This window comes from Limnobacter sp. SAORIC-580 (genome assembly GCF_013004065.1).
Taxonomy (GTDB): Bacteria; Pseudomonadota; Gammaproteobacteria; order Burkholderiales; family Burkholderiaceae_B; genus Limnobacter; species Limnobacter profundi.
The window spans coordinates 2,103,318-2,117,863 of the sequence record NZ_CP053084.1 but is presented as its reverse complement, the minus strand read 5'-3'; the positions used below and the strand labels follow the sequence as shown (position 1 = coordinate 2,117,863).

The 14,546-nt window shown below is 50.7% G+C and carries 18 protein-coding genes; 12 read left to right on the top strand and 6 right to left on the bottom strand.

Translation table 11 applies throughout. The features are described 5' to 3' along the window. Nucleotides 1-10: 10 nt before the first annotated feature. Nucleotides 11-2,125, top strand: a complete 2,115-nt coding sequence (locus tag HKT17_RS09870; protein WP_171099717.1) for a molybdopterin oxidoreductase family protein — start codon at nt 11-13, stop codon at nt 2,123-2,125. Here HKT17_RS09870 and HKT17_RS09865 read toward each other — a convergent pair. Together HKT17_RS09865 and senA are read right to left on the bottom strand one after the other, a co-directional pair. After that, complete coding sequence (locus HKT17_RS09865) at nt 2,122-2,871, bottom strand: putative 4-mercaptohistidine N1-methyltransferase (RefSeq protein ID WP_171099715.1); 750 nt, start codon at nt 2,869-2,871, stop codon at nt 2,122-2,124. The two genes, HKT17_RS09870 and HKT17_RS09865, sit on opposite strands and share 4 nt — an antisense overlap. A 6-nt stretch (nt 2,872-2,877) precedes the next feature. Beyond that, nucleotides 2,878-4,173: a selenoneine synthase SenA gene (gene senA / locus HKT17_RS09860; protein ID WP_171099713.1), complete on the bottom strand. Its 1,296-nt coding sequence runs from the start codon at nt 4,171-4,173 to the stop codon at nt 2,878-2,880. 44 nt (nt 4,174-4,217) lie between these two features. On the opposite strand from senA, the gene HKT17_RS09855 reads away from it, so the two are divergent. Next, the gene (locus HKT17_RS09855; RefSeq protein ID WP_171099710.1) at nt 4,218-4,754 is read left to right on the top strand and encodes an RcnB family protein; all 537 of its coding nucleotides are present in this window, start codon (nt 4,218-4,220) and stop codon (nt 4,752-4,754) included. Here the strand turns inward: HKT17_RS09855 and HKT17_RS09850 are convergent. Further along, a complete protein-coding gene (locus HKT17_RS09850) occupies nt 4,751-5,353 on the bottom strand; it encodes a TetR/AcrR family transcriptional regulator (protein WP_171099708.1) in 603 nt (200 codons plus the stop codon). The two genes, HKT17_RS09855 and HKT17_RS09850, sit on opposite strands and share 4 nt — an antisense overlap. Before the next feature lie 53 nt (nt 5,354-5,406). Here HKT17_RS09850 and HKT17_RS09845 point away from each other — a divergent pair, with 53 nt between their 5' ends. The 3 genes from HKT17_RS09845 to HKT17_RS09835 all read left to right on the top strand — a co-directional run bounded on the left by HKT17_RS09845 (nt 5,407) and on the right by HKT17_RS09835 (nt 7,088). Then, nucleotides 5,407-5,928, top strand: a complete 522-nt coding sequence (locus HKT17_RS09845; protein ID WP_171099706.1) for a hypothetical protein — start codon at nt 5,407-5,409, stop codon at nt 5,926-5,928. A gap of 220 nt (nt 5,929-6,148) precedes the next feature. After that, entirely contained in the window at nt 6,149-6,658 is a 510-nt protein-coding gene (locus HKT17_RS09840) for a MarR family winged helix-turn-helix transcriptional regulator (RefSeq protein ID WP_205882410.1), read from the top strand. 109 nt (nt 6,659-6,767) lie between these two features. Beyond that, entirely contained in the window at nt 6,768-7,088 is a 321-nt protein-coding gene (locus HKT17_RS09835; RefSeq protein WP_205882409.1) for a hypothetical protein, read from the top strand. A 55-nt stretch (nt 7,089-7,143) separates the two neighbouring features. Here HKT17_RS09835 and HKT17_RS09830 read toward each other — a convergent pair whose 3' ends face one another. Beyond that, a complete protein-coding gene (locus HKT17_RS09830) occupies nt 7,144-8,025 on the bottom strand; it encodes a LysR family transcriptional regulator (RefSeq protein ID WP_171099701.1) in 882 nt (293 codons plus the stop codon). Between the two features lie 116 nt (nt 8,026-8,141). On the opposite strand from HKT17_RS09830, the gene HKT17_RS09825 reads away from it, so the two are divergent. The 6 genes from HKT17_RS09825 (at nt 8,142) to HKT17_RS09800 (ending at nt 12,461) form a co-directional block, all read left to right on the top strand. Then, nucleotides 8,142-9,011: a DMT family transporter gene (locus HKT17_RS09825; RefSeq protein WP_171099699.1), complete on the top strand. Its 870-nt coding sequence runs from the start codon at nt 8,142-8,144 to the stop codon at nt 9,009-9,011. Further along, complete coding sequence (locus HKT17_RS09820; RefSeq protein ID WP_205882408.1) at nt 9,008-10,039, top strand: cyclase family protein; 1,032 nt, start codon at nt 9,008-9,010, stop codon at nt 10,037-10,039. The genes HKT17_RS09825 and HKT17_RS09820 overlap by 4 nt, the downstream gene beginning before the upstream one ends. A gap of 4 nt (nt 10,040-10,043) precedes the next feature. Then, complete coding sequence (locus HKT17_RS09815; RefSeq protein WP_171099697.1) at nt 10,044-10,907, top strand: alpha/beta hydrolase family protein; 864 nt, start codon at nt 10,044-10,046, stop codon at nt 10,905-10,907. A 45-nt stretch (nt 10,908-10,952) separates the two neighbouring features. Beyond that, entirely contained in the window at nt 10,953-11,450 is a 498-nt protein-coding gene (locus HKT17_RS09810) for a DUF3617 domain-containing protein (protein ID WP_171099695.1), read from the top strand. A gap of 171 nt (nt 11,451-11,621) precedes the next feature. Beyond that, nucleotides 11,622-11,960 carry a thioredoxin family protein gene (locus tag HKT17_RS09805; protein ID WP_171099693.1) on the top strand — a complete coding sequence of 113 codons (339 nt, stop codon included), beginning with the start codon at nt 11,622-11,624 and terminating at the stop codon, nt 11,958-11,960. Between the two features lie 15 nt (nt 11,961-11,975). Then, nucleotides 11,976-12,461, top strand: coding sequence for a P-loop nucleotide/nucleoside kinase family protein (locus HKT17_RS09800; protein WP_171099691.1), 486 nt, complete (start codon nt 11,976-11,978; stop codon nt 12,459-12,461). Between the two features lie 113 nt (nt 12,462-12,574). Here the strand turns inward: HKT17_RS09800 and HKT17_RS09795 are convergent, their stop codons facing one another. Continuing rightward, entirely contained in the window at nt 12,575-13,120 is a 546-nt protein-coding gene (locus tag HKT17_RS09795) for a carboxymuconolactone decarboxylase family protein (protein ID WP_240965763.1), read from the bottom strand. A gap of 131 nt (nt 13,121-13,251) precedes the next feature. Here HKT17_RS09795 and HKT17_RS15755 point away from each other — a divergent pair, with 131 nt between their 5' ends. Beyond that, entirely contained in the window at nt 13,252-13,578 is a 327-nt protein-coding gene (locus HKT17_RS15755) for a winged helix-turn-helix transcriptional regulator (protein WP_171099686.1), read from the top strand. Here the strand turns inward: HKT17_RS15755 and HKT17_RS09785 are convergent. Continuing rightward, complete coding sequence (locus tag HKT17_RS09785; protein ID WP_171099683.1) at nt 13,529-14,428, bottom strand: LysR family transcriptional regulator; 900 nt, start codon at nt 14,426-14,428, stop codon at nt 13,529-13,531. The genes HKT17_RS15755 and HKT17_RS09785 overlap by 50 nt on opposite strands. Nucleotides 14,429-14,546 lie beyond the last annotated feature (118 nt).

Here is a 14,546-nt window from a genome sequence, read left to right as displayed (position 1 = left end):
GAGACAACACTTGCAAACCCATCGCCGCGCCTGCCATTTGTGTGAAGCCATTTGTGGCCTGAAAATCGAGGTAGACAACAATCAGATTGTTTCAATCAAGGGCGATGAGCAAGATCCCTTTAGCCGCGGGCACATTTGCCCCAAGGCAGTGGCACTGAAGGACATTCAGGAAGACCCCGACCGTTTAAAGCACCCGGTTAAAAAAGTGAATGGGCAATGGGTAGAAACCACCTGGGACGACGCCATTGAATTGGCCTGCGAGGGCTTGTTTCAGGTGCAGCAAAAATATGGTGCCAACGCCGTGGGTGTTTACCAGGGAAACCCGAATGTGCACAACTGGGGTTTGATGACCCACAGCGCCAATTTCCTGGGTTTGCTGAAAACACGCAACCGTTTTTCAGCCACATCGGTTGATCAGTTGCCCATGCAACTGTTGGGTTACTGGATGTTTGGGCACCAATTGCTGATTACGATTCCCGACATTGACCACACCAATTATTTCCTCATGCTGGGTGCCAACCCGATCGCTTCGAACGGCAGCTTGATGACCGTGCCCGATGTGGCCAAGCGAATCAATGCTTTGCAGGCGCGTGGCGGAAAGTTGATTGTGATTGATCCTCGGAAGACCGAAACAGCGGAAGTGGCTGATGCGCACCATTTCATCAAGCCCGCCAGCGATGCTGCGTTTGTATTTGCGTTGATCAACACGATCGTTGGCGAAGGCTTGACTCGAATGGATCGCCTGGCCCACCACAGTGAGGGTTTGTATGCGGCGTTGGGTGCGATTTCAAAAGTAACACCTGAAGTGGCGCAGGCCGAATGCGGTATTGAGGCTGACACCATTCGCCAAATTGCCCGTGATTTTGCAAACGCGGGAAAGGCGGTTGCGTATGGCCGCATGGGTGCTTGCACGCAGCGCCATGGCACCTTGGCGCAGTGGGGTATTCAGTTGCTGAACTTTGTGACAGGCAACACCGACCGTGTGGGTGGAAGCCTGGTGGCCAACCCCGCACTTGACCTGATTGCCGCACCCAACAGCAAGCCGGGCAGTTATGGCCGCTGGCACAGCCGGGTCAGCCAAAAGCCCGAGGCCTTGGGCGAGTTTCCCAGTGCCATCATGGCCGAAGAAATTCAAACCGAAGGTGAAGGGCAGATCAAGGCCATGGTCACCATTGCAGGCAACCCGGTATTGTCCACACCCAACGGCCAGCAGCTTGACAAGGCTTTGACCGGGCTTGAGTTCATGGTGTCAGTTGACCTGTACATCAACGAAACGAATCGCCATGCCGATGTTATTTTGCCCACGACATCGCCTCTGGAACATGATCACTACGATTTGATTTTCAATATATTTGGCGTGCGCAACCAGGCCAAATACAGTGCGGCCACCCTGCCCAAACCGGAAGGCAGCCTGGACGACTGGGAACTGATGGACAGGCTGGCGGCCTGCTACGGCACCAAAATTGGTAAGCCTGCACGGCCTTCCATGCCACCACAAATGATTCTCGACATGGGTTTGCAAATGGGGCCTTATGGCATGGCCAGTGAGCACAAGTTGAGTTTGGAGAAATTAAAGCAGCACCCTGAGGGCATTGACTTGGGGCCATTGCGCCCAAGTTTCCCTAACCGTTTGCAAACAGCTGATAAAAAAATTCAGTTGGCACCTGTGCAGGTGCTGCAGGCAGCGGCAAATTATGTGGCTGATTTACTGAATGCCGACAAGCAGACAGGCGCAGAGATGATGCTGATTGGCAGGCGCCACATTCGCAGCAACAATTCCTGGATGCACAACTCCGAGCGCCTGGTCAAAGGCAAGAACCGATGCACCGCCATGGTCAACCCTGCGGATGCTGCGCGTTTGAATTTGCAAGACGGCTACAACGTGCGTGTGCGCAGCCGAGTGGGTGAAATTACATTGCCTGTAGAAATTTCAAACGATGTAATGCCCAGCGTGGTGAGCATTCCGCACGGTTGGGGCCACGACAAATCGGGGGTACGTTTGCAAGTGGCTGCTGCCCATGCAGGCGTGAGTTGCAACGATTTGACCGATGAGCAATGGCTTGACGAGCCCAGCGGAAACGCCGCAGTGAATGGTGTACCCGTCACGCTGATTCCGTTGGCTTAGCTGCCCTTTCTTTCCCACACGGTCATTTCAGCAATGCTGTGCTGGTATTTGCGGGCAGTTTCCCGAATGACGAATGGAACATTCATAGGGTCGCGAACCCGCTTGAAATGGGGTGCAAGCACGGCTTGCATTCCCTCGAGCATGGTTTTTGGTTTGCCATGTTCTTCAATTCCACCAATCCAGTTTTCCTTGGGGGTGTATTCAGCCAACAGCGTGTAGGGTGAGCTGATAACCAACAAGCCGCCGGGCACAATGCGCTTGGGCATGTCGTTCAGGAATTCGGTGGGGTTGTTCACCCGGTCAATCAGGTTGCCAGCAAATATCAGGTCGTAACCCGTGTGTTCTTCACCAAGTTTGCAAGCATCGCCTTGCGCAAATTCCACACGCTGGCTGCAATCGCTGTAATTGAAATTGGCAAGCGACACTTGCATGGCTCTGCCCAAATCGCCTTCGTCATGCAGAAAGTAATTCAGGGTATTGCCTTGTTGAAGCGCTTCGGCCGCATCGATAAAACGGGCGGATAGATCAACACCGACAGCAGTGTCGAATCCCAAGGCAAGCTCAAAAGTACTTCTGCCCACGGCGCAGCCCAGGTCGAGCGCCTTGCGGCGTGGTCGATTGCCCATGAATTCCAGGCACAGCTGGGCGCAGCGCACCGGGTAATTCGGAACATCAAAATAGTCGATGCCGTAGTGAAAGGCCAGGTACTGGTTTAAAAGCTCGTCGGTTTCGTAAGGATTGGTCATAAGGCCTTATTGGGCACAGGTTCTGAAGCCGACGAAAACATCGTTTCGATCGGGTGTATAGGCTTGGCGGTAGGTGCCGCGAATGAGTATGGACGAAGTTGCGCAAGAGCCACCCCGAACCACTTTGTGGTCTCCGAATTGCAAGGTGGACATGAAGGGATACATGTCTACTTTGAATCCGTTGTAGGGGAAGAACAGACTGTCGGTCCACTCCCACACGGTACCGATCATTTGCCGGCATCCAAACGGGCTGTCGCCTTCGGGCAGGGCGCTTACTGGCAGCCTCGCAAGGTGCGTGCTGTCCATGTCCACCCGGTCGCTTTCCATGGTGTTGCCCCATGGAAACTTGTTGAAGGTGCCTTGTTCTCGATTGCCCAAGGCAGCCACTTCCCATTCAAACTCGGAAGGTAAGCGTCGCCCGGCAAACTTGCAGTAGGCTTGTGCCTCCCAATAACTCACGTGTTTCACGGGCAGTTCGGCCTGAACAGGCAGCCATTGATCAAAGTGGCGTTCCAGCCAAATGCTGTTTTCTTTTTTCCAGAATAGGGGGTGCCTTGCGCCAGAGCTGTTACGCCACTTCAGGCCTGCCATGCTCCAAAGTTGGTCATTTTCATACCCACCTGCCTGAATGAAAGCCAGAAACTCGGCATTGCTGACCAGGGTTTTCGAAATTTTGAAGGCTTTCATGTCAACGATGAATTCTGGCTTTTCATTGTCGAAGCAGAAATCTTCTGTCGCGAAATGTGCCGACTCAGGCGGCATACCAATTTTGTAGCGGCCCGCAGGCACTTCAACATCGTTCTGGTCGATTGGTTGCGTGTTTCTCTTGCCCGCATTTTCAAATGCGTAAGGCGGCGGCGCATAGCCCAGGCTTTGGCGCGCCCACACCATCGACTCAATGTGCATGTTCAGGTGAAAAATGGCGTACTTGTACAGGTAAAGGTCGCTGTCGGTCAGCGCCTTGGTTTCAATTCGCTGTTTCACCTTGTTGAAGGTGTCGTCAAAGTAGCGCAGGGTGTCGGGTTTGTCTGGGAAAAGCCCTTCTTGCCAGCGGTCCTCGTGGGCCAGTTCAAACGAGTCCCAAATGTCGTCGAGTGCCGGGTTGTACGAGGGGACTTTGTCCAGGTTTTGCAGAATGAATCGCTCGAAGAAAAAAGCGGCGTGCCCAACTTCCCAAATAGGCGGGTTAATGCCCGGTAAATAGGGCACTTTGGTTTGCTGAGCACTTAAGCTGTTGAGCAATTCAAGAACACGCTCGCGGCTTTGTTGCAAAGTAGCGAGTAAGGATTGCTTGTTGTTCATCGTGGTGGTACTACTAATGCGTTACAACCAATTATAGGTCACCCATGTCAATTAAATCGATACTACGCACTTTGACTGTCGCATCTACCGCATTGTTGATCGCCAGCGGCAGTGCTTACGCCGAGAAACCTGAAAAAGGGAATGGCAACCAGGGAAAGAATAAGGAACAAAGCGAGCAACGCGGGCAAAAGGAAAACCGCAAAGGCGGTGGTAACGAGAAAGGCAACCGTGTTGACGGGGGTCGTGACTCTGGGCAGGGCGGTGTGTCAGTGTCGTTTAACTTTGGTGGCGCTGAAACCCGGATAGTGCGTGACTACTACGGTGGCCAGGTTGCCAAAGGCAAGTGCCCACCCGGCCTGGCCAAAAAGGGCAATGGTTGCCAGCCCCCGGGCCAGGCCAAGCAGTGGCAAAAGGGCCGCGCCCTGGGCAGCGACGTTCGCTATTACGACATTCCCAATGAATTGCGCATTCGCCTGCCAGCGCCGCCCTTGAACCACAAATATGTGCAACTGGGCACCGATCTGTTGTTGATTGCAGTGGGCACCGCCATTGTTGTTGATGCGATTGACGGGATTTTTTAAGCGTCGGATCGGGGCTGAATACCAGTCCCGATTCGATCCAGTACATGGTCTACCAGGTTTTTCAGAACCGATTCCCTGACTGGCAATTTGTCGGTCAGGGGGTTTTCAAGCAGCGACACCAAACCATGCAGGCTTGACCAAATAAACATCGCATCGGCCTGCGGGTCAATGTGCTGAGCGCTCTGGTTTAGTTTTGCAATCAAACCGAGTTGATCGCGCAACAGCAAAAAGGAATGCTGTGCCTGTTTCAAGGCTTCGCCAGTCAGGGCAAACCCATTGTGATGTTCGTTGAACATCAGGCGATAACGGTGGGGATAGCTAACCGCATATCGAATGTAGGCCAATCCCATCAGCCTGAGCCCCTCCCATTCATTTTCCCCCCGAGTCCTTGCATTCAAATGTTCTGAGAAATGCTTGAAGCACTCGCAACTCAGGGCGGTGAGCAAGTCGTCTTTACTCTTGAAGTGGCGGTAAGGTGCTTGATGCGACACGTCCAAATCGCGCGCAATCGCACGCAGGCTCAGCTCACTGATGCGGCCACTGTCAAGTTCGTCAAAGGCTTTTGCCAAACAACGGGATTTCAGGTCGTCTTCTGTCATGCGCACATCATAAATCAGAATTTGTTGACAGTGTCTACATTGAGGAATATTCTTTGTTGACACTGTCAACATTCAGGGTGCGTTTCATGCTAAAGCTGAACCGATTGCTTCAAGTTACTTCTTTGGCAGCGGCCGGTCTTGCACTCACCGCATTTTCAATTTCAACGCCTTTTGTTTATCCCCAGGGAAAAGCGGCCATAGCCCAAAACGCGAAGTTGGTCGTAACTCATGCATTTGTAAAAGAGGGTAAGTCTGGGCCCTTTTATTCACGCAGTGAGGCGGTTGTGAAATCACTTCAAGGGCAGCCTGGTTTGTTGGCATATTCAGTGCGTCGGCAGTTGTTCGGTAATCAGGCGTGGACCCTCACTCTGTGGGAGTCTGAAAACAGCAAATCAGCATTTATTCGTTCAAGTGCGCATCAATTGGCCATGGCCGAGGCCTCGAGTGTGTTGAGCTGCGCTCGATTCCTTCGGGTAGATTGGTCTGGCGAAGTAAAAAATCTTGATTGGGATGATGTACTTGATCGGCTTGACACCGAGGCCGTTTCATACAGTTTTGGTGGTCTCGACTGCTAATACCACTCAATTGCCTGCTCGGCGCTGCTGTATATCCCTGTTCCCCATCTGCCAGCCACGCGGTAACATGACGCGCTTGTTACCGTTAAATATCAACCATCAGGTTGATGGGCCCACACCGTGAATATGCTGGAAACGATTTCATATGATGTGTGGGGAACACCATGTTGTTTTTCCTTGAGATATGTGTATTATGCATATAAATAGTTCTCCAAAAACATTGAAAACAGCCAACTTGCTGGGAGCAGTGGCCGGGCTGGTAAATAACCGGCTTGAAGAAGAATTGAAAGTTCATCCCAACGCCAACAGCACGGCTAGTGCGGCATTGAATGTGATTGGAATGTTCGGGGTGTGTTCGATTGGGCAGCTTGCGAAAGGTCTGTGTTTGTCCCATTCAGCCATGGTTCGCTTAACCGAAAAAATGGAGTTGTCCGGTTGGGTTTCCAGGCTGGCAGGTGAGGACAAACGGGTTGTCAACCTCGAACTCACCGTGTCTGGGAAAAAACATTTGCGCGATGTGCTGGATACCCGTTTGGGGACCTTGAAGCCGATTGTTTCAAAGCTGTCGGCCACGCATCAAAAGCAATTGGAAAAGATATTGTCTTTGTTGATTGAAGACTCGGTGAACAGCGAAATGGATGCGGTAAGTGTATGTCGCTTGTGTGATGACGAAGTTTGTCCCGAACACGATTGCCCAGCCCACCATAAGCTGGATTCTCTCGATTTCTAGGTTTGGTCAGTTTTTTTGCTTTGACCTCTTGAGAATGAGCCGCCAATAAATTTGAAGTGGCAGTACGAAGTGCTCTGGTAATTGAACTTATTACATTCTTTTGAGGTTAATGATGAAAAGATTTGCCCTGATAGTTTCATTGGTTGCAGCCAGCGCTGCAATTATCCCCGCCGTAACCACCGCGCAATCCAATCAAGCCAATGATTCGACGATGTTGAATTCACTGCCGCCCAGCATGCGCTTGAGCAAAGACGAGGTTTACTCTATGTACCTTTCTGCAATTCAAAAGGGTTATGTTGAGAAGAGTTCTGCTGACGGAAGTATGATTTTCATTATGACCGGCAAGGGAATGAGCAAGTCGCGTGAACAGGTTTTGAAGGAGCTAATGAACCAGACTCCAGAGCAGCGCCGCAACGCCAACAAACCTTAAGCTCTTTTGAATCTGTTATTCAATTGGTAAGGGAAGGCTGATTCTCGTTGGAGATTCAGCCTTTCTCTTTGAGAAAATCAATAAAGGCCCGTGCCTTGGAATTGATGTGTTTTCTGTCCGGAATAACCGCATATAAATTCCGCGTAAAACCACTGTAGTCTTGAAGTATTACATCAAGTCGCCCTGCCTGAATGTCTTCTTGAACTATAAAAGCGGGGATCAGTGCGATCCCTGACCCTTTAAGCAAGCATTCCCGAATGGCCAAGCTATTGTTGGACTCGAATGAGCCTGTCACGCTCACGCTGTGTTCCTCGCCTTGCGTATCAAAATAAACCCATTGTTTCGGGGTGCTGCGGTAGGTGTAGATCAAGCATTTGTGCGCACTCAGGTCAGCCGGATGATTGGGCATACCATACTGTTTCAGGTAGGTGCTGGCAGCCACGGTGACGTGCTGAATATCCCCCAGCTTTCGGGCCACCAAGCCCGAGTCTTTCAGCTCTGCAATTCGTATTGCAATATCAAAACCTTCCCCGATGATTTCGGATATTTTGTCTTCAAGATGAAGCTCAACCGTGAGTTTCGGATGCTTGTTCATGAACTCCGGAATTTTTTTGATCAAGGTGGTCAAGCCGTACGACATTGGCGCAGCAATGCGCAGCTTTCCTTTGAGCTGTTGCTGATTGTGGGTGATTTCCTGCTCAGCCTCCGCAATACTCGACAATGCACCATTGGCCTTTTCAAACAGTTTCTGTCCTTCCTCGGTCAGGCTGAGTTTGCGGGTTGAGCGTTGAATCAGTTTCACTCCAAGCCGTTCTTCCGTTCTGGAAACCGCCTTGCTGGCCGCGGATTTGTTGATTCCGAGGTTTGTAGCGGCATCCGTGAAACTGAGCCGTTTCGCCACCTCTACAAACACACGCAGGTCGACCAGTTCATTCACGATTGTTGCTCCACAGGAAACAATAAGTTGCTGATTGCCTAGATTATCAATTTTGCGATTGCAAATACACTGCCTAGGTGAATGTCAAGGCAGATTGCCTGAAAGGTTGTGTACGAATGAACGTGTTGTTGTTGCTGGCCTGCGGCCTTTTAATCTCCCTGACCTATGCCTTGGGCAAGTTGGCCACTCAAGCGGGTGTGGAAGGCATCGAGCTTCTTTTCTGGCAAATTTCAGGAAGCGTATTGATTGTATTGCCCAGCGCATGGTGGGCTGGCCAATTGCCGAAGTTGCGGAAGGACCATGTTCGGTACTACACCCTGGCGGGTTTGATGGGCTTTACTGGTCCGTACCTGATTACTTATTGGGTGCTGAATTACATTCCCTCTGGCCTGGTCGGTGTGGTGGCTTCGCTTTCACCCTTACTCACCTTCGCAATTGTATTGGTACTTTTCCGTGGTAAAGCAAATTTCACCAGCGGCCTCGGGCTGGTGTTAGGGTTTGCAGGAGTACTTGCCATTTTGTTGCCCAAAAACAGTTTGCCCAGCCCCGAGATGTTCATCTGGGTATTGCTGGCCTGCGCGTCCCCCTTGTTGCTCGCAATTGGAAATGTTTACAGAACACGGGCATGGCCCGCCAACGGAAAGCCACTTCAAATGGCTGCCGGTTTACTCACCTCCCAGTGGGCGCTGCTCCTCCCGGTCTACGCAGTGACTCAACCCGTGGGTTTGCCCACACAAGCGCTGTTCACTGTGATGAGCATCGCTGTGGTGTCGGGCTTTTTCTATTTGATCAGCTTTGAATTGCAGCGCCGCACAACGCCCGTGTTTGTGGGGCAGTTGGGATATGTGATTGCGCTGTGTTCCCTGTTGATCGGCATTTTGTTTTTCAATGAAACACCCTCGCTCTGGGTTTGGGCTGGTGCGGCACTGATCGCCGTAGGGGTGTATTGGGTATCCAACAGTAAATCAGTAGGTGGTACAGCATGAAGAGGTTTTTAATGTTCAGTGGCTTTGCGTTGATGATGGGTGCAGTGCAAGCGGGGGGTGGGCATCAACACATGGCTTTACCAAAGGTGGAAGGCACGCGCCCTGTGGTTGGTACCAGCCCGTGGGGGCCGACTGATGAAATTGGTCGCCTTAACCTGATGACAGCGCAATCTCAGCAAGAGGTCATGGCCCAGGTTGATGCAAGCAAAGTTTATGATTTGTCTGTGGACTACTTCATTGGTATGCCCGGCTGGCATGCGGCAGGGGACCCTCGCTATCAAATCTGGATGACCCACACACCAAATGGCACCCGGGTGGACGACCCTTTGTCTGTCGGCAGTGATCAGAATGATCATGTGAGTTACACAGGAACGGCGTTCTCAATGTATTCACACACGGGCACCCACATCGATGCACTTAATCACTTTGGTTTGAATGGCAAGATCTGGAACCACTTTGAGGCGAATAAACATTTGGGTGACCGTGGTTGGCTGAAAACCGGCGCAGAGACCATTCCCCCAATTGTTGCACGCGGCGTGCTTCTGGATGTGGCTGCGGCCAGAGGTGTGGATATGCTGCCAGAAGGTTATCGAGTCACCCGGGAAGACTTGCAGGCAGCCTTGAAAGCGCAAGGCACACACCTTCAAGAAGGTGATGTGGTGCTGATTCGTACTGGGCGCATGAAATTGTACGAGAAGGCCGAGCAGTACATGAGCAACCCGCCTGGTTTGGGCATGGATGCCGCCCGGTTTTTGGTGGAAGAGGGCGGGGCCATGGTCTTGGGGGCTGACAACTTGAGCTTCGAGGCATTTCCTTCCGAGGTGGCTGGCAATTACGTGCCGGTACACACCTATTTGTTGGCGCAACAGGGTGCTTTTATTCTGGAGTTGCTTGATCTGGAAGCACTCGCAAGTGACAAGGTGTACGAGTTTGCGTTTATCGGCGCGTCGCTGAAACTGAAGGGCGCTGATGGCTCCCCGATGCGGCCAATCGCCATGCCCCTGTTGTCCAAAAATTCAAAAAGGTGAGCCCATGAGTCAATCGTTTGAAGTGAGTATTCCAGCCGCGGGTCAGCCACTGGCCGGCACGTTTTTTCCAGCGGTTAATGGCACGCACAACAAGCCAGTCTTGATTTGTCCCGCCACGGGAATCATTCAAAAGTTTTATTTTCCCTTTTCGCGCTGGCTGGCCGAACAGGGATTTTCTGTGTTGGTGTTTGATTATCGAGGCATAGGGAAATCTTTGCAGGAGTCGCATGTCAAGCATTGCGAGGTGAAAAAGCAGGATTGGGGCTTGTATGACATGCCTGCGGCTCTGGATTTTCTGCTTGAACTAACTGGGCAGGGTAGCGCATACCTCGTCGGGCACAGTGCAGGTGGGCAGTTGTTTGGCTTGATGCACAACCATGCCAAAGTACGTGGTGTGTTGGCCGTGGCGGCTTCTTCCGGACATGTGAAAAACATTCGCAAGGACAAGCGCAATGGTGCCAAGTTCATGCTGCGATGGGTGATCCCGATTAGTTCTGCTTTGTTGGGGTATGTGCCAGCCAAGCGTTTTGGTTGGGGTGAAAATTTACCCAAGGGGGTTGGCCTGCAATGGGCCAAGTGGTGTTCCAGCCCTGGCTATATAGAAAATGAATTTGGTGAAGGTGTGCAACAACACTGGTTTGAACAGTTCAAATCGCCGATTACCTTTGTGCATGCCAGCGATGATGAAATTGCAACCCTGCCCAATGTAGAAGACATCATGCGCCTGTTCACCAAGGCCAGCAAAAAACGGCTTGAAATCAGGCCTGAAGCGTTCGAGCTTAGCAAAGTGGGGCACATTGATATTTTCAGAGAGCGATGCAACAGCATTTGGCCCCAAATTCTTGCAGAACTTGCTCCCGTTCAGTAAAACCTCGTTTTACACTGAGGTTTTACTGGCGCGGAAGGTGGTCTCATGAAGAAGTGGATCAGTGCTTTTTTGCTTGTTTTGCCGGCGCAGTTCGCTGTAGCCGCAGAAGTAAAACCTGGTTTGTGGGAGATGGAGTTTGATTCTCAGGGCATGGACCCCGAAGCACAGGCGGCCATGAAACAAATGGAAAGCATGCCTCCGGCCCAGCGCAAGCAAATGGAGGCCATGATGGCGCAAATGGGCGTATCCATGGGCGCCAAAGCTGGTTCGGTTCGGTTTTGTATCACTCCTGAGCAAGCCAAAGCCAATGATGTGCCCGTACAGGACGATGGCGATTGTAAAAACAAGGTAGTGAGCCGAAGCGCTAAATCCATGAAGGTCGAATTCAAATGCCCCGATACGCAAGGCACTGCGATTGTCAACTTTCTGTCGCCCACCCAATATGAAACCAAGATCGACGCCAAAATGACTGAAGGCGGTCAGCAACGCAAGATTCAGCAAACCCTCAAGAGCAAGTGGGTTAAGGCCAGTTGTGGTGGTTAAGCGGAGCCAATCATCGCGATGAAAACTTTTTGTAGCCTGTCGGTTTGTCGTTTTTTGTTGTTTGCGCTTTGCACCGTTTTTACCTTCAGTGCGACTGCTCGCGACATAGAACCTAAGCCCTTGCATTACGAATTGCCGGGCTGGTTCAAGCAAACATTTCTTTAAATTCCAGTGGACATTCAAGACGCGCAAACCCGAGGAAAGAAGCTGCTCATTTTCTTTCACCTAGATGATTGCCCCTACTGCGCGTATTTGCTGAAAGAGAATTTTACAGAAGGACCCAACCGCGAGAGGATTGAAGCTAAGTTCGATGTCATTGCCATCAATGTGCGTGGCGACCTACCCGTGAATTGGATCGACGGCACCGTATATTCTGAAAAGCAATTGGCCAGAAAGCTGGGTGTGTTTGCCACCCCAGCGGTGTTGGTGATGGGGCCCAAGCCCGAGGTGAACAAAAAAATTATGGGCTACAAGAAGCCTGCAATTTTTATGGAAATGTTGGGTTTGTAAACTTGAATCATTGTCATGACAAACAAAGGAAGACTGACTTTTTTCTGTGGGAAGATGGGGGCTGGCAAATCAACTTTGGCGCGCAGACTGGCGGATCAATCAAATTCGCTTTTGCTTTCTGAAGATCAATGGCTGGCGGCTTTGTACCCAGATTCAATTCACTCACTTAATGACTATGTTCGCTTATCAAGGCGTTTGAAATCGGTCTTGCGGTCTCAGGTTGTCAGCCTCTTGCGAATGGGAGTGAATGTGGTGATGGACTTTCCCGGTAATACGCGCACTCAGCGACAGTGGTTTCGAGAAGTGATTGATGAGGCCGGCTGTCCACATGAATTGGTTTATCTCGACCGACCTGACAGCGTTTGCATCGAACAGCTCTCAAAACGACGCGAACTTGAACCCGAGCGAGCGAAGTTTGACACCGAGAGAACCTTTTATGCGATTACTGCTTATTTTCAGGCGCCAGAAGACAACGAGGGTTTTAAAATAACGATCCACTAGCTATGTTCTCAAATGGACAATGCGCAACTGCAAGATGACGAATATTTGAGGTCGAACTCCGATCCTCATAAGAAATTCGAAACTTGTACTCGATTTTGGAGATTTGCCAGTAATTAACCAATTAAAGGTTTTCTCCAAAGCAATTTCTCCACTTCCTTATCCAGTGGCGTTCCTGCAATTGAGTTGGTGTAATTGCTCATCGTTTTGATGGCTATTCCCAAAATGACTTCAAGCGCATTTTGTTCGGTGTATCCCACATCGAAGAAGGCGGCCAAGTCTGCCTTCACTACTTTGCCCTTGGTGCGTATCAAAGCCTGCGCAAAGCGTCTAAGTTGTTCATGTTTTTGATTGGATAGTTGAGCACCTGCGCGCAGTGCTTCAATGTCGCTCGGACTCATCCCTGCTTGCCGACTCAGTAGTGTGTGCCATGGAACGCAGTAGTTGCATTCATTCTCAAAGTTTGCGGTTTGATACACGATTTGCTGTTCCACCTCACTCAGCGTTGTTGTCTTGAAAATATTCCATGTGGTCGAGTAAGCCTCCAGTAGTGCAGGGGCACCGGCCATGGTTCTCTCCAAATTCGGGATCATCTTGAATTCAGCTTTTGTTTTTTCAAGAATTTCTCGTGCTCCATCGGGTCCATTTATTTCGTCAAACATCTTGAACATCGCGGTATCGTCCAACTAAAAATTGATTCAGGTCTGCGGCATAATCGACGAGTCTTTAAATAACTTCAAGTACTTACCTTAAGGTAAGTGGGCTTGTGTTTGTGTGAAAAAAGGTTAGTACCATGACTGATGAGACCTCAGCATTTCGCGAAATGTTGCTTGATTGCCTGGCGTGCAAGTGGTCGTTACATTTATTGGAAAAAATAGGCAGAGGCGTGAACAGACCTGGCCAACTAACACGCAATATCGACGGGCTGAGTACCAAGGTTATGAATCAAAGTCTTCAACGACTTGTCGATTACCATCTTCTGAACAAGCAGGTTTTCAACGAAAAACCGCCCCGAGTAGAGTATGAGTTAACGCTATTTGGTCAAGAGGTTCTTGACGCCTTGTTGACCCTCAGAGCTTTGCAAGCGAAGTACTCAGCATTGCTCTTGCCAGGTCAATAAAAGCGCGTGTTTTCGCAGTCGAGGTGCGGCCCTCACGGTGCACGATTTGCACAGGCAATGGATCGGGTTCAAATTTGCTCAAGCAAACTTTCAGTCTGCCTTGTTCAATTTCATTGGCCACTTGGTAAGAAAGTACACGGGTCAATCCGAAGCCGAGAACCGCCGCCTCAATCGCAGCGTCATTGGTTGTGGTCATGAGTGCGGGTTCCAACCTTACAGACACCCTGTTGTCGATGTTGCCAAACCGCCAATCCTGCACCGGATTCATTTGCACAGCTGCAATCAATTGGTGGTGTTGCAAATCTTTGGGCTGCTTGGGTGTTCCATGGCGCCTCAAGTAATCGGGTGAGCCCACCATGACCCGTTTCACATGTCCCAGCGGTATTACATTCAAACTCGAATCAGCCAGGTGACCAATCCGCACGGCCAGGTCAATACCTTCTTCCGCCAAATTCACAATACGATCCTGAAAAAGCAGTGTCGCCTTCATTTGTGGATATTGCTTCAGGTATGCCACCATCACGGGGGTTACAAACAAACGTCCGAACAGCGCCGGCGCAGTTACACTCAATGTGCCAATTGGTTTGGCATGCAGGCCGATTACTGAAGCATCAGCTTCCTTGAGTTCCTCCACAATGCGACGTGCATCCACCAGGTAGCGCTGCCCAGCATCAGTCAGGCTCACCTGCCGTGTGGTGCGGTTCAGCAAGCGAACACCCAGCGAAGCTTCCAATTCAGAAATCGCCTTGGTGGCCACCGGTGCTGAAAGCCTGCATTTTCTCGCGCCAGCCGCAAAGCCCTCGGTTTCTGCCACCGCAATAAATATTTCAAGGGTTCTAAACTTGTCCATTTAATTATTTCCATATTGGAAATTAAGTAGTTCTATTTTGACTTATTCAAATAAAAATGGAAATGGATGACACTTATCTCACCCAATCCTTCCGGGTTTCTAATTTTCAAGGAGATCG